A 14,608-nucleotide genomic window follows, 5' to 3' on the forward strand; every position below is an offset into this window, starting at 1 on the left:
CTAATTCACATTTGTTACTGGGATTCAATCATTTAATTGCAGCCATGAATCAATTTAAACCCTTTTATGCTTCTGGATGATTTAGCTCCTGAACTACTTGCTTATTCCGGAAAGTGACAGAAGAGGGCTAAACCCCGCATTAGTGCTTTGTGCAAAGCTTGGTTTCTTCCCGAAAATGAGAAATAAAAAAGTAAGGCTTGAGAATATAAAGAGCAAACTGAGCAAAAAATTACCACTAAATTTCATCGTAAACGTCCTGTTCAAGTTGATTTAACTTACACTCTTAGAATTGTTTATTTAAACACTCTTAAACTTAATATTGGTCAGTGAGATCGCTAGTTTTCCTAGATCCCCGACTTCTTAGAGAAGTCGGGGATCTAAAGAAATACTTTTTATACTTAAAACACTCTATCCAAAACGCTTACCCCAAATCACCTAATGCGTATTAGCAATTTCCACAGTATTTAGTACAGCAAGTAACATGACCTTGCTCTTAGATCCCCGACTTCTTGAAGAAGTCGGGGATCTGAACCTCACGAACTTCACTAAATTGTAAAAATTATATGTAGTATTATTTATGTATAAGTACTGAAGTTACAATAACTAATATTAAAGATAGGGACTAAGCATAACTGTAATGGCATTACACCCTTATGTACAGGGCGATCATCTCGCGCAAAAGTTTATCGAAGCAAACAAGCATTGGAACTTAGAAAAGCTATACAAAGATATCGCCAATATTAAGCAACAAGAAAGGCTGAGGCGGTGTAAACAACTGACTGCGACTGAAAAAGCTTGCTTACGAGGGTTGTTATGTAATTATAGTCCTGCTGAGATTGCGATGGAACTTAGTCGTGAACCCAATGGATTGAGGGTTGACTTGTCTAGAGGTTTGTATCGATATATTGAAAGTTTGACTGGTACGTGTATCAAAAGCTGGAGTAATGTAGCCAAAAAGTTAGACGATGCTGGGTATAAACATCAACAAGATGCTAGAAAGTTAAAATTTCCTGCCTCTGCAAGCCAAAATCATGTTGAAAAAGAAGAATCGATTGATAACTCTGTTTTCTGCGATCGCAAAATTCAAGTATCCATACGTAATTCTACCCCCCCCCCCGCAAGTTATTAAATACATTAATTAAATTGATTTTAATTACAAAAGGCTTAGACGTTATGCCAATGAATACTGCTGAATTTCCTGCTGATGGAGAGTGGAATTTTTATGATGCTAATAGTGAAACAGGATATTACGGCGATTTAAATGACTGTTTAGAGCTTTTGAATAACTCCTGGTTGGAGGGTGAGGTTTTAAGCGAGGAAGAGTTAGAAACATTACAAACTTTGATACATAAAGTAAACGCAAGGCTAAGAGAAATTAAGAATCAATGCCTCACTACTGGTAGTGCAGAAACAGAAAATTGGTCAATATCTTTTGAGTGCGAGTAGAAAGAAAAAGATGATTTATTTTCAATCATTACCATCAGATAAAAATATAAAAACATTTTTTAATATCTTTTTGTGAAGAACAAGATCCCCGACTTCTTTGAGAAATCGGGGATCTGAGTTTTTAGTCCATCAATAACTAGAGCATCGGGAACAAAAATGAGGACTGAATTTACAAAATTCATTACCTGTCAAGGTATAAACCGTACAATAAGGGAAACTAGTAATTTCAACTCTGGCTTTTTGTGATGTCGGCGCTGTTGCAGAGGCTTGATGAGACTTGCGTTTAGCTAAAATCGCAAACAGAAGCTTAGGAAATGCTAAACAGGCGATCGCATTAATCAGAGTGAGGAATATCCCATCTGTGAAATTCATAGGTAATCACCCCCGTTGAAAAGTTAGGTGGTCGCTGTTTTTGTCTGCAAACATCAAATTCAGCAGTTATTGGAGCATGTATTGCTTGCAGTTTATATAAATTAACTTTAACATAAATTTTTATCAATACAACCGTAGATTTTGCGAAATAGCTGACACAATCGGCGATGTAGAGATAAAGGAAAAATATTGTAACGTCGTAGCAAAATAAGCTAGAACGAAAAAAATTATTACATTCTAGGTAATGTGTTATGTCAAACACCCAACCTGCGTCTTCCATATTATCTAACATTAGCCAGAGAGAAAAGCTGGCATTACAGGGTTTAGTAGATTACACAAAAGTAAATTTGCTATCCGAGATTTGGCCTTTAGCTGCAAAGCAATTTGGCAGTATTGTGGCGTTGCGGATTCCGCACTCAAAACCCGAAGCTGTGATTACTTTTGCCCAGTTGGCTGATCAAATTCAACAATTTGCGGCTGGCTTACAAGCTTTAGAAGTCCAAGTAGGCGATCGCATTTCCCTCATTGCCGATAACAGTCCTCGGTGGTTGATTGCCGATCAAGGTATCATGACTGCTGGAGCTGTTAACGCAGTGCGTAGTTCCCAAGCGGAAAAAGAGGAACTGCTGTTTATTATTGCCAACAGTGGCAGCACAGTTTTGGTACTTGAAGATTTAAAAACCCTGAGTAAATTAAGGGAGCGCCTGAATGATCTGCCCATTCGATTGGTAATTTTACTTTCTGATGAAACTCCACCAACCGACAACGCACTCAAAATTCTGAACTTTCCCCAGTTGCAGGACATTGGTGCAAACAATACATTGGTGCGGGTTCAGCAAGATCCTAATGCCTTGGCAACTCTAATTTATACATCTGGCACTACAGGTAAACCCAAGGGTGTAATGCTGTCTCACAGCAATTTGATGCACCAAGTTAGAAACCTCAGAGCAATAGTCCAACCACAGCCTGGGGATATTGTTTTAAGTATTCTGCCTACTTGGCACAGTTACGAACGCAGTGGTGAATACTTCTTACTAGCCCAAGGTTGTACGCAAATTTACACAAACTTGCGTTCTGTTAAACGTGATTTGAAAGAATTTAAACCTCATTTCATGATTGGTGTCCCCCGCCTGTGGGAATCGATTTATGAAGGAGTTCAAAAGCAGTTTCGGGAACAACCTGCAAACAAGCAACGCCTAATTAATACTTTTTTGGGCATTAGCGAGAAATATATCAAAGCCCGGAGAATTGTCCAAGGATTGAGTTTAGATCATGTCCATGCCTCAGCCGTGGAGCAATTAGTGGCTAGAATACAGGTATTAGCTTTGTGGCCGCTTCATGCTTTAGCAGACAAACTAGTTTATGCCACAGTCAGAGAAGCCACAGGCGGAAGAATCAAACAAGTAATTAGTGGTGGTGGGGCGCTGCCAAGACACATAGATACATTTTTTGAAATTATTGGTGTAGAAATTTTACAAGGCTACGGTTTAACAGAAACTTCGCCGGTGACTAATGCCCGTCGTCCTTGGCGCAATTTCCGTGGTTCATCCGGGCAACCAATTCCAGGGACAGAAGTAAAAATTGTAGATCCTGAAAATCGCCAGCCTCTACCAAAAGGACAACGAGGTTTGGTGCTGTTGAAAGGGCCGCAAATCATGCAAGGGTATTACCAAAATCCCGAAGCCACAGCCAAAGCCATTGATCCTGAAGGTTGGTTTGATAGCGGTGACTTGGGTTGGGTAACACCACAAAATGACTTGGTGTTGACTGGTAGGGCAAAAGATACAATCGTCTTGACCAATGGGGAAAACATCGAGCCACAGCCAATTGAAGATGCGTGTTTGCGATCGCCTTATATTGACCAAATCATGCTCGTCGGACAAGATCAGCGTAGTCTCGGTGCTTTGATTGTCCCCAATCTCGACGCTTTGGCAAAATGGGCTGAGAGTCAGAACCTAGAATTACATCTACCAGAACAAAACTCAGAATCCAGCACTAATGTTGACCTAGAGAGTAAAATAATCCAGGATTTGTTTCGCCAAGAATTGAATCGGGAAGTGCAGAACCGTCCAGGTTATCGCCCAGATGATCGCATCGGCCCATTCAGACTAATTCTAGAACCGTTTTCTATCGAAAATGGCTTGATGACTCAAACCCTCAAAATCCGGCGACACATTGTTGCAGAAAGCTACCACGAACTGATTAATGGAATGTTTGTCTAAACATTCCAAATGCAAACTTTATAGAGTGAACGTGAAATATGGATGTCTCCAACCCTCAATTACTTTTGAAGCGTGTCGTCAATGTCAAAGTTATTGTTACTCCCCTCTGGAGAGAGGAAGTGCAGCAGCAATTACAAGCCCAGATCAATCAACTTGATCAGCAATTGCAACAACTCGATATGGAAGGACAAAGAGCGATCGCCGCAATTCAAAAGCAAAGTATCCAACCACCTAGTCCCCAAACCCTGCAACAAATTGACAATATCCAACTGCAAGTCAATCAAAAGAAAAGCGAATTCCTAGAGCAAAAAAATCAAATGCTGCAAAACCTCCAGCAAGTACAGTTGCTTGAGTTGGATCAAGAAGTCAATCAATTTCAGATGGAAGGATTTTTCCGTGTCGAACGGGGTGATAACTTAATTAGCAAAATGCAGGTTGAAATCGTGATCCGCGATGGTATTGTCGAAGATATTCGCGGCGATATCTAATAAAGTATGAAGTCTGAAGTTTGAAGTCTGAAAATTTTATACTTCACACTTCAGACTTTTACTTTGGCGACTCCCAGTTTTACACTCTATCTGGGAGCCAGCCCAGACAATTTGCCATATAGGTGGTGAACTCACTAATAGCGATCGCCCAAAGGTATTCATCTCCACACGATATTTAATGACATTAACCGAATCGCGTTTTTGCGGGATGTGTGTGATTGTCACTAGAGCTTGATTGGGTTGCGGATAAGTCACCTCTACCTTGCGTGTTCCTTTTTCTAAACTGATATCTTCAACAGCATTCAGTGCCAAGGTTTCAGGGTCGCTACCTTGGAGAGCCGAGTTGAGATTTTCTAATGGTATAGTTTTATAGTCAACACGCTCTGGATAAACCTCAGTATTTTCAGAATTGTGCATGACTGAAAATTGTGGTTTTTCTTCATTTCCCGGATGTAAATTCGTCATCGAAGATTGATGCTGGGTGAGATAAACGCTAGTAACAGCAGTGGCAAACACACTGAGTATCAAAATCCGCAGAAACTTCCATTTTCCTGACAGCATAAACTCAACAAAAATTTCCAACAGACTAATTGCTAATTTTGAATTTTAAATTGAAATTAAACAATTAATCATCTACCATTCGCTCAGAATAAAATTCTGTGTTTAGATATGGAGTGGAAAAATATAAACATATATAATAATTAGTTTGATTAGGGAAAAACTTGTGCTGGCTATTGTTATAGTAACCCGCTTTGATTTCTGAATCACTCGTAGAGATAGGGAACAGGGAACAGGGAAGAAAGAATAAATGTGTACTGAGTTTTGTTCAAAAATCAAATAGGAATCCTATAATTAACCCTTAACTGTTACAAAGCAAGATACTAAGACCCTCATCTCGTCTTAAAGTTCCTATGAAAATTTATCAACCTCATATTTGGCCACAAACCATAGAGGAAGCTATTACTATTCAAGAAAATTTGAGTCAACGAGTAATTACAGAAAATAGATTTTCAGAACCCATCCGTTATGTTGCTGGGGTAGATATGGGTTTTGAAGATGACGGTAAAATTAGCCGCGCTGCTGTCGCAGTGCTGAGTTTTCCTGATTTGCAAGTGGTAGAAACAACCCTAGCACATCGTTCGACTTCATTTCCTTACATTCCTGGCTTCTTGTCATTTCGAGAAATTCCCGCTGTACTTGATGCCTTAGAAAAAATTCAAACAGCACCAGATATTATCCTCTGTGATGGACAAGGAATCGCTCATCCCCGCAGATTTGGTATAGCCAGCCATCTGGGGGTAATTTTGGATATGCCGACAATTGGTGTGGCTAAATCACTATTAATTGGTAAACATGAGGAATTACCAGAAACTAAAGGTAGTTGGCAACCACTAATACATAAAGGTGAAACTATCGGTGCAGTTTTACGAACTCGCGTCGGAGTTAAACCGTTATATATTTCCAGTGGTCATAAAATTAGCTTGACAACAGCAGTTGATTATGTGTTGCGCTGTACGCCAAAATATCGGCTACCGGAAACTACCCGCGTAGCTGATAAATTAGCTTCTAACAGATAGTCACTGTAATTATACCTTTTCTCTAAAATTAGGCAACACATTCAAACCCCACAACCCATACCAAATCAGAGTTTATTAATTACGAATTACGTTAGCGAGGAACGAGCGTCATTACGAATTACGAATTACGAATTACGAATTGGTATTAGTCTTCAATGCTGTGAAATATCCCGAAAAAACAACGTTGCAGGATTAATGACAAAAAATACACGCTTAAATAGTGTAGAAATGTATAGAATCTTGTAAAGATATAAAATATAGTATTTTTTAGGATGCAAACATTACAAGCTCTTTCTTCAATGCAACTGTCTTTAGCCCCAAATCAATGTCAGTCTTTGAAGATTGTCGCTCTTGGAGACAGCATAGTCTACGGTTTTGGTGATCCTGAACGCGGTGGCTGGGTTGAACAACTGCGGCGATGGTGGATGTTGCCGGATAGTGCTGGTCATGTTTTATATAATTTAGGTGTCAGAGGCGATCGCACACAACAAGTCGCCCAACGATTAGAAGTAGAATTTCGCCATCGCGGTGAACTCCGCAATCGCGTTCCTGATTTGATTATTCTTTCAGTAGGTGTGAATGATTCAGCGCGGTTAAGTCGTCCCAATGGCAAAAACTACACTGATTTTGCTGTTTTTGAATCGGATATCGCTCATTTGCTAGATTTAGCACAACAACTTTGCCCAGTTTTATTTGTGGGTATGGTTCCAATAGATGAAGCAAAGATGCCATTTCTCGATTGTTTTTACTTCAATCATAATGACCAACACCATTACAAAGAAGCCACTCGCCTAGCTTGTAACAAACGCCAAATTCCCTACTTAGATATTTTTGACTTATGGATGGGACGCGGTGATACTTGGTTACGCCAACGTTTAAGTACAGATGGTCTACATCCCAATACACTAGGCTATCAAGCTTTATTAGACGATGTGCTGACATGGGATGCGTTAGCAGCCTATCATTCTCAGCCAGAATACCAACTGCGGTAATTGTGGTGTTATTACCAAGAGCGATCGCCTCACCTTTATGTTACTATCGCTCCATTCGATTTTGTCTTAATTAAGTAATTGAATTAGTTAATTACATAGCAATCTTATCTGAATTTGTGATATGGCAGGTGACAGGGTTAAAAGTCTTTTAGTGCATGAGTTTTATCATTGGCCGATGTCCTAACTGCCTTGGCTACTGCTATAGATAGTATCCAGATCCCCGACTTCTTAAAGAAGTTGGGTATCTTCTTTCTCTCGAATGATTAAAATTATCAAGAGGTAATTTTAAGTTATTTATCTAGTATTAATTACATAGACCATCTGTAAATTTCTAGACAAAAATTTTGGCATAAAATTGCTAAATCGCATTTATTAGCATTTAAATTTATGACAAAGTTCTAACCAATATTTATTAATTAATGACTAAATTTTAAACCGCTAATTTGTCTAATATTCTCTAAATATCTCTTGAATTCACAGCAATTCACTGCCAATTGGTGTGACTGTGCCGTAACAATAATTAACATCGTAATCAAGTATAAATTTACATGGAATATGCTGAACAAGGTTGACAATTTACCTTTCTTTAAAGAATTATCTTAGGGAAACCAGATAGTCATTGAGAGAAAACCATGCACACAGTTATTCTCGTTTTGATCGAGGTGCTGATTGTTATTGGATTGTCCCGGCTTATCGGTCTGGCATTCAAATCAATTAAGCAACCGTTGGTGATTGGTGAGATTGTCGCCGGGATTATGCTAGGCCCATCTTTATTTGGATTGGTTGCGCCTCATTTAGCTGCTAGTTTATTCCCAGCAGAAACTATTCCGTTTCTCAATGTTTTATCTCAGGTGGGATTAATATTTTTCATGTTTTTGATTGGGTTAGAACTCAATCCTAAATATCTGAGTAGTCAGTTAGAAGTAGCAGTCTTAACTTCTCATGTCAGCATATTAGTACCCTTTTCTTTAGGAACTTTGCTGGCATTATTGCTATATCCTCTAGTTTCTCATGCCAATGTCTCGTTTACTGCCTTTGCCTTATTTTTAGGAGCAGCAATGTCCATTACTGCTTTTCCAGTATTGGCGCGGATTATTACCGAAAACAATTTGCAGAGGACACGTTTAGGAACATTAGCATTAACTTGTGCAGCAGTAGATGATGTTACAGCATGGTGTGTTTTAGCAGTAGCGATCGCAGTTGCGCGGACTGGTAACTTCTTTGATGCTATACCCACAATTATTCAGAGTGTAGTCTATATTGGCTTTATACTGACCTTTGGGCGTTGGTTCCTGCAACGATTAGCCATTTACTATCATCGTACCGGGCGTTTAAGCCAACCACTTCTAGCTGTAATTTACATGGCGGTAGTTGCTTCCGCACTAATCACCGAATTCATCGGTATTCACCTCATTTTTGGGGCATTTTTACTCGGTGCAGCAATGCCGAAGAATGCAGATTTAGTTCGGGAATTAGCTGTTAAAACCGAAGATTTTGTCCTGATATTTCTGCTGCCAATATTTTTTGCTTACAGTGGCTTGCAAACACAGATTGGCTTGTTGAATCGTCCTGAGTTGTGGCTGTTGTGTGGATTGGTGTTGCTGGTAGCGATCGCCGGCAAGTATATTGGCACTTATGTAGCGGCTCGTGTCAGTGGGATTAGTAAACGAGAAGCCTCAGCCCTCGGTTGGTTAATGAATACTCGCGGTTTAACCGAGCTAATTATTCTCAACATTGGTTTAGAGTTGGGAGTAATTTCGCCTTTGGTCTTTACCATGTTGGTGATTATGGCATTAGTGACAACATTTATGACCTCACCTTTGCTGGAGTGGACATATCCCAAACGCCTGATCAAATTGGATGTGATAAAACCAGACTTAGACGCAGAAACAAATACAGAACCCAATACAATTATTGAATCTTATGCACATCCGCTCTACCGAATTTTAGTACCAGTGGCTAATCCTAGTACTCAAAAAGGTTTGGTGCAATTGGCAGTTGCTATCGCACTGAACTACAGACAACCCACTGTCGTAAATCCTCTCAGCTTAATTGAACTAGAAGAAGATTATGCTTTTGAAAGTACTCCAGTGGAAGCAGATCGCTTAATTTTACAACGTCGCCAACAACTAGAAGAATTAATTAATACTCTAGAACCACCAATTGTCCGTTCCTCTGTGCATCCCATCATTCGTATATCAAGCAATGTGGCGCGGGAAACAGCCCAAATAGCCCAAATTGAGCAACCTGATTTAATTCTTGTGGGATGGCATCGTCCAGCTTTTAGTAACAATCGCTTAGGTGGGAGAGTTGGTCAAATTCTGAGCATCGCACCAGTGGATGTTGCCGTATTTGTAGACCGAGGCGCAGAGCGTCTAGAAAACTTATTAGTTCCTTACTCGGCAAATATTCATGACGATTTAGCTTTGATTTTAGCTTTGAGGCTGTTGATTAACCGTGACACATGTATGTTGCAGATTTTACAGGTACTTCGAGGAAATCATCATCAAGAAGAATTGAGTTATGAATTGCACAAGATGATGGAGCAACTACCCGATAGTGTACGCGATCGCATTCAAATTAAAACTGTCGAATCCCCAGAGCCTATTCAAGCTGTTGTCGCCGCTTCCAAATCTGTTGACCTCACAATTGCCGGTACTAGCCGCGTTTGGGGAATAGAGCGTCAAACCCTTGGCAGATACACCGATGCACTTGCCATTCAATGCCGTTCCTCACTACTGATTACCCGGCGTTACAGCCAAGTTACCTCTCATCTTGCTTCTGTACTGCCTGAAGTGAGTAACCAAGAATCGACAGTCATAAGCTAAATCCATGAATCATTTTAATATCAAGTCTTTGACCTTCTATGGAGTAGCTATATATTCAGTGCTACTGTTGTTTAAAACTGTCACAACCTATGGAGAAAAGCATCTTCAAGCTCCTCCAACAATTGACGGCCGCTACCATTTCACTCTGGACACAAATTTACCTAACTGTAAAAAATCAGACTCCCTTGTATTGAATATGCAACAATCAGGTATTTATTTGAATGCCTCTTTATTGCCAATGAAGTCCAACGCAGATACTACACAACAGCTTTCGCTTACAGGTATCTTAAAAAATCAACAGGTAAGTTTCTCTGGAAAAATTGCTCCAGAAATCCTTTGTCATCATTCCAACTCCCCGGTTCACCCAAGTAAATCAGTCACAATGCAAATGCAACTGATAGATCAAGGTAAGATGACAGGTCAGCTAACCTTCAATGGTATCCCTCAAACTATGATGTTTACTGCTGCCAAAAAACCCACCCAAGAAAAATCACAAAAGTTAAATAACTATTGAAATATGGGCAAATTATGGAAGATAGGAACTTGGTACTTGGTATAGCAGTAGCCAAGGCAGTTAGGACATCGGCCAATGATAAAACTCATGCACTAAAAGACTTTTAAGCCTGTCATACCAATTCACGAAAATCTTGATACAAATTAATGGTTTTTAATTCTTTCCCCCTGCTCCCTGCCCCCTGCCCCCCTGCGGCCTACTTGTATCAAACTTAAAGTGAAACGGTATCACCTGTCACCTGTTCCCTGTCACCTGCTATAAATGGGCAATTTCAAGCCTAAAATTTGCCTTTAATGGGGTATCACCTTTTACCAATTCCTCAAAACTTCTTGGTGTCTCAATATACAAGGTATCAAAATCATGTACACAAGGACAAAAACTAAGTGTTTTTTTCTATGGAGCCAGCGGCTAGTTGCTATAAGCTTACTGGGATTTTACACAGCAATTACTTTAGATACTGGTAGCAGTAATGCTGCACCGATCGCTAAACTTAATGATTGGCGATTTTATCCAGAAGCATCACAACTAGAATTTACTCTTTCAGCAGGTACAACTCCCCATTACTTTTACCTATCCCAACCTCCACGCCTTGTTATTGATCTACCAGATACTAAGTTGGGTTATGTTGTTACCAGGCAAGATTATCCTGGAGCAATTCAAAGAGTTCGAGTTTCTCAATTGAATGCCAGTATCACTCGAATTGTTCTAGATTTAGCAGCCGGAACTTTGCTCGACCCCCAACAGGTGAAACTACAACCTGTGTCTAGATATAACCCCACGCGCTGGGTATTACGTCCTTTTACTTCTAGCAGCTCTCTTCAACCCAGAAACGTACAACCTGCTGTTAATAGCCAACCACCAAATTCATATAACTACTATCCTCAAACACCCACTAACTTAAATCCCAACCCAAACTATATACAGTTACCGAGTACTCTACCTCCCATTACTACTAACCAACAGCAACCCTATATCACTGTACCGCCCTTAACTCCCAATAATCCTACTCCAATTCAAGGCGCGATTCTTCCTCCACCTAACTTTTCAAATCAACCCGGTAATTTGAATAATTTTCCCATTCCTACAATCCCAAGCATCCCCAACTATCCATCAAATGAACGCCAAATTGAAGTAATTGAGTTTGGTCAACCTCTTCCCAAACCCAGATACTAATACCGTTTCACTTTAAGTTTGATACAAGTAGGTCGCAGGGGGCAGGGAGCAAAGGGAAAGAATTAAAAACCATTAATTTGTATCAAGATTTTCGTGAATTGGTATAAGTTAAGTTACAAGTAAAAAGTCAAAAGAATAAAACTTCTCTTCTGCCTTCAACTTGTCATACTAAAATCTGTCGGTTTCTTGAGGTGATCCAACGGCTCCTGGTTGAGACGTGAAAAAGTTTTGCGCCGCCTCATTTTGATAAATACATCTAATATCAGGTTTGTCGCTATCTAAATTACCTGTAAAACCAAAGGTATTCAGACGATTTTTACATTCTCTAACTTGGTCAGATGTTATCAGTTTTCGCTGTTCTAAAATCGCCCAGTTATTTTGCCGAATTACACAGCCTGGACGCATACTCGGTTGAGCAACATAAACATTAAATGGGTTGAGTGTGACAAACAGCCTAGCGTCCATCACCATTGCACTAGCACCATACTGTACGCAAATTTCAGGGTTTGGCGCTCTTGTATCAATGAATTCCCGCGAAGCCACGTTTGAGGGCGTTAAAGTGGTTGTGGAGCTAAAAGCAATGCCAATACCAATACCTAAAACCAGTACACCTCCCAAAATTGCGATCGTGGTGAGGTTGAACAGAGAAGGTTGGAAAGCCGCAGGCTTAGATGTTGTAGCTGATCTACCAGTAGATTTACGTCTCATTTTTACTTAACACCTTCACGTTTTGGAAAGCAGGGAGCGATCTGAACTGCTCTCCCTATTTAAGTATGCCGATTCTTGAGGATGATTGTCTGCAAAATTTAGAAAAGCTATAACTTTTGCGAGTCCAAATAGTATCGTCTTTATATGAGTAATAAATAATACATGAGTTTAAAAATGAGGATTTTTATTACAGCCATTAATTGAGGTAACAAAAATTGTAAAGTATTATTACAGAAACTTTGATACACAAAAAAGTGACATCTCAAAAAGCATTACTCTGGGGAACAAGGTTTAAAACTACACAATTTCAACTTCTACTTGCCGATAGTCTCACGATTTTCTGGGGGGAGTGGTTGGAATTGCGTGCAAGAATCACGCAAGTTGCTGCCACTGGTTTAATATCTCCACTGATATATATTTTAGCTTTTGGTTTGGGACTGGGTAGTTCAATTAGACCAGGGTCAGGGATTGCCGGGAATTATGATAACTATTTAGAATTTATTCTGCCGGGGATGGTGGCGCTATCGTCGATGACGATTAGCTTTGGCGGTACAACATTTTCGATTTGTGGAGACAGGCTTTTTAGCAAAACTTTTGAAGAAATGTTGCTGGTTCCCATACATCCTCTAGCGTTGCATGTCGGTAAAATGCTGGCGGGAGTAGTGCGGGGATTGATGACATCTGGTTCTGTGATTTTGGTAGCACTGCTGTTTACTGGTAACTGGAATTTTCTTAATCCGTTGTTTCTGCTGTTGTTGGTACTGAATTGTGCTGTATTTGCGGGGTTAGGGGTAATTGTCGGGTTAAGTGTGCGATCGCTGGAATCTGTGGGACTATATAACAACTTCGTGATTGTTCCTATGTCCTTCTTAGGCGCAACCTTTTTTGACCCCAGCACCTTACCAATGGCATTGAAATGTGTAGTTTACTTATTGCCTCTAACTTACGCCAGTACTGGATTAAGAGCGGCTGCTTATTTACCGTTATCCGAGTTTCCTTGGTATAGTGTACCGATTTTATTAGTAATGGCGATCGCTCTATCTTTGTGGGGTGGTTACAAGTTCTCTCAGCAACAAGATTAAACGGAAATAGCATCTTGCCTCATCCCACGCAGATTATGTCATAATAAGCCGACCCTATACCCTAGTCAGTCAGTTATCTATCGTGCAAGATACCGATTCTATCAACGACCTTGCTGCTGCTTTGCAACAGCCAACTGATCTTACCTTTGAACTGCCAGACCCAGAAGATGAACAGATTCCTGAGTCTGATTTTTTACAGCAGTTGGATATAGCTTGGCAGGTTTGCGATCGCTTTGACTTGCAAACAGAAATTTGGCGGGGACGAATTTTAAGAGCAGTGCGCGATAGAGAGAAAAAAGGCGGTGATGGCAGGGGTACAGGCTTTCTCAAATGGCTGAAGGAACGAGAAATCAGTAAAAGTCAAGCTTACTCGTGGATTCAACTGGCCAATAGTGCTGATACTCTTTTAGAGGAGGGAAAACTTGAACCCGCCGCAGTCAATAACTTTAGCAAACGTGCCTTTGTGGAAACAGCTAAATCGTCCCCAGAAGTCCAACAAATGGTGAGTGAAGCCGCTCAAAAAGGCGATCGCATCACGCGGCGGGAAGTTCGTCAACTCACTGATGAATGGATGGCTATGTCCTCAGATTTAATACCTGAAACAGTGAAGGTAAAAGCCGCAGACAATTCTTTACCGCCACGCTACATAGCCCCACTGGTAAAAGAAATGGAAAAACTACCAGAACAACACCAAAAATTTATTCAAAAAGAAATCATTGCTAACCCTGATGTAGATACCATTAAGCAAGTGACTACAGAAGCGCGTCAACTGGCAAAATATCTTAAATCTGCGGCGCAAGTCCAAGTGCTAATTAAGGAAGAAGTAGACATTGAAACAGCCCTAGAAGAAGCTCACAGAGTCGGCTGTTTAAGTGTTGCAGCGGATTTAGTTAATCAAGCCTCGCAAATTGAACAACTGATTGGCAAGTTATACATGACGTGGAAACGCATTGGCAGTTTAGCAGATAGATTGTATGTAGATACTGGTGCAAGTACACCAAACTTGCGATCGCTCCTCAGCTGCATTGAACCCCTCGGTACCGAAGTTATGGAACTACAACTTAGCAGCAATACCGAACACAGCATTCGCTTGCAAATTCAGGAAATGAATTAGGTTGGTCATAAATCTAAGTAGAAAGGTGCAAATAAACCGAACTATGTAACGGAAAGTAAAGTAGCTTGAAAACCTCTTCCCTTCTGCCCTCT

The 14,608-nt window shown here is 40.3% G+C and carries 14 protein-coding genes; 11 read left to right on the forward strand and 3 right to left on the reverse strand.

The genetic code is table 11. The annotated features are described in order from the left end of the window. Positions 1-637: 637 nt before the first annotated feature. Complete coding sequence (locus IQ259_RS03540; protein WP_193880919.1) at positions 638-1,129, forward strand: hypothetical protein; 492 nt, start codon at positions 638-640, stop codon at positions 1,127-1,129. Positions 1,130-1,179: 50 nt separating this feature from the next. Further along, a complete protein-coding gene (locus IQ259_RS03545; RefSeq protein WP_193880922.1) occupies positions 1,180-1,446 on the forward strand; it encodes a hypothetical protein in 267 nt (88 codons plus the stop codon). A gap of 129 nt (positions 1,447-1,575) precedes the next feature. Here IQ259_RS03545 and IQ259_RS03550 read toward each other — a convergent pair whose 3' ends face one another. Then, the gene (locus IQ259_RS03550) at positions 1,576-1,818 is read right to left on the reverse strand and encodes a hypothetical protein (protein WP_193880924.1); all 243 of its coding nucleotides are present in this window, start codon (positions 1,816-1,818) and stop codon (positions 1,576-1,578) included. Positions 1,819-2,069: 251 nt separating this feature from the next. On the opposite strand from IQ259_RS03550, the gene IQ259_RS03555 reads away from it, so the two are divergent. Continuing rightward, entirely contained in the window at positions 2,070-4,040 is a 1,971-nt protein-coding gene (locus IQ259_RS03555) for a long-chain fatty acid--CoA ligase (protein WP_193880927.1), read from the forward strand. A 38-nt stretch (positions 4,041-4,078) separates the two neighbouring features. After that, positions 4,079-4,528, forward strand: coding sequence for a YlqD family protein (locus IQ259_RS03560; protein ID WP_193880930.1), 450 nt, complete (start codon positions 4,079-4,081; stop codon positions 4,526-4,528). A gap of 36 nt (positions 4,529-4,564) precedes the next feature. Here the strand turns inward: IQ259_RS03560 and IQ259_RS03565 are convergent, their stop codons facing one another. Beyond that, positions 4,565-5,110, reverse strand: a complete 546-nt coding sequence (locus tag IQ259_RS03565; RefSeq protein WP_339383946.1) for a hypothetical protein — start codon at positions 5,108-5,110, stop codon at positions 4,565-4,567. Positions 5,111-5,439: 329 nt separating this feature from the next. On the opposite strand from IQ259_RS03565, the gene nfi reads away from it, so the two are divergent. From nfi to IQ259_RS03590, 5 genes are all read left to right on the forward strand, one after another. Further along, the gene (nfi, locus tag IQ259_RS03570) at positions 5,440-6,105 is read left to right on the forward strand and encodes a deoxyribonuclease V (protein ID WP_193880935.1); all 666 of its coding nucleotides are present in this window, start codon (positions 5,440-5,442) and stop codon (positions 6,103-6,105) included. Positions 6,106-6,377: 272 nt separating this feature from the next. Beyond that, complete coding sequence (locus IQ259_RS03575) at positions 6,378-7,097, forward strand: GDSL-type esterase/lipase family protein (protein WP_193880938.1); 720 nt, start codon at positions 6,378-6,380, stop codon at positions 7,095-7,097. Between the two features lie 632 nt (positions 7,098-7,729). Further along, positions 7,730-9,925 (forward strand): cation:proton antiporter, encoded by a 2,196-nt coding sequence (locus IQ259_RS03580; RefSeq protein ID WP_193880941.1) that lies wholly within the window; start codon positions 7,730-7,732, stop codon positions 9,923-9,925. A gap of 4 nt (positions 9,926-9,929) precedes the next feature. Continuing rightward, positions 9,930-10,439: a hypothetical protein gene (locus tag IQ259_RS03585; RefSeq protein ID WP_193880945.1), complete on the forward strand. Its 510-nt coding sequence runs from the start codon at positions 9,930-9,932 to the stop codon at positions 10,437-10,439. A gap of 360 nt (positions 10,440-10,799) precedes the next feature. After that, complete coding sequence (locus IQ259_RS03590; RefSeq protein ID WP_193880948.1) at positions 10,800-11,612, forward strand: AMIN domain-containing protein; 813 nt, start codon at positions 10,800-10,802, stop codon at positions 11,610-11,612. A gap of 168 nt (positions 11,613-11,780) precedes the next feature. Here the strand turns inward: IQ259_RS03590 and IQ259_RS03595 are convergent, their stop codons facing one another. Further along, positions 11,781-12,320, reverse strand: a complete 540-nt coding sequence (locus IQ259_RS03595; protein ID WP_193880950.1) for a DUF3172 domain-containing protein — start codon at positions 12,318-12,320, stop codon at positions 11,781-11,783. 254 nt (positions 12,321-12,574) lie between these two features. Between IQ259_RS03595 and IQ259_RS03600 the strand changes: the two genes are divergently transcribed. Both IQ259_RS03600 and IQ259_RS03605 read left to right on the forward strand, forming a co-directional pair. After that, positions 12,575-13,402, forward strand: coding sequence for an ABC transporter permease (locus IQ259_RS03600; protein ID WP_193880953.1), 828 nt, complete (start codon positions 12,575-12,577; stop codon positions 13,400-13,402). Positions 13,403-13,484: 82 nt separating this feature from the next. Next, a complete protein-coding gene (locus IQ259_RS03605) occupies positions 13,485-14,516 on the forward strand; it encodes a hypothetical protein (RefSeq protein WP_193880956.1) in 1,032 nt (343 codons plus the stop codon). Positions 14,517-14,608 lie beyond the last annotated feature (92 nt).

Source organism: Fortiea sp. LEGE XX443, from assembly GCF_015206815.1.
In the GTDB taxonomy this organism is placed as follows: domain Bacteria; phylum Cyanobacteriota; class Cyanobacteriia; order Cyanobacteriales; family Nostocaceae; genus Nostoc_B.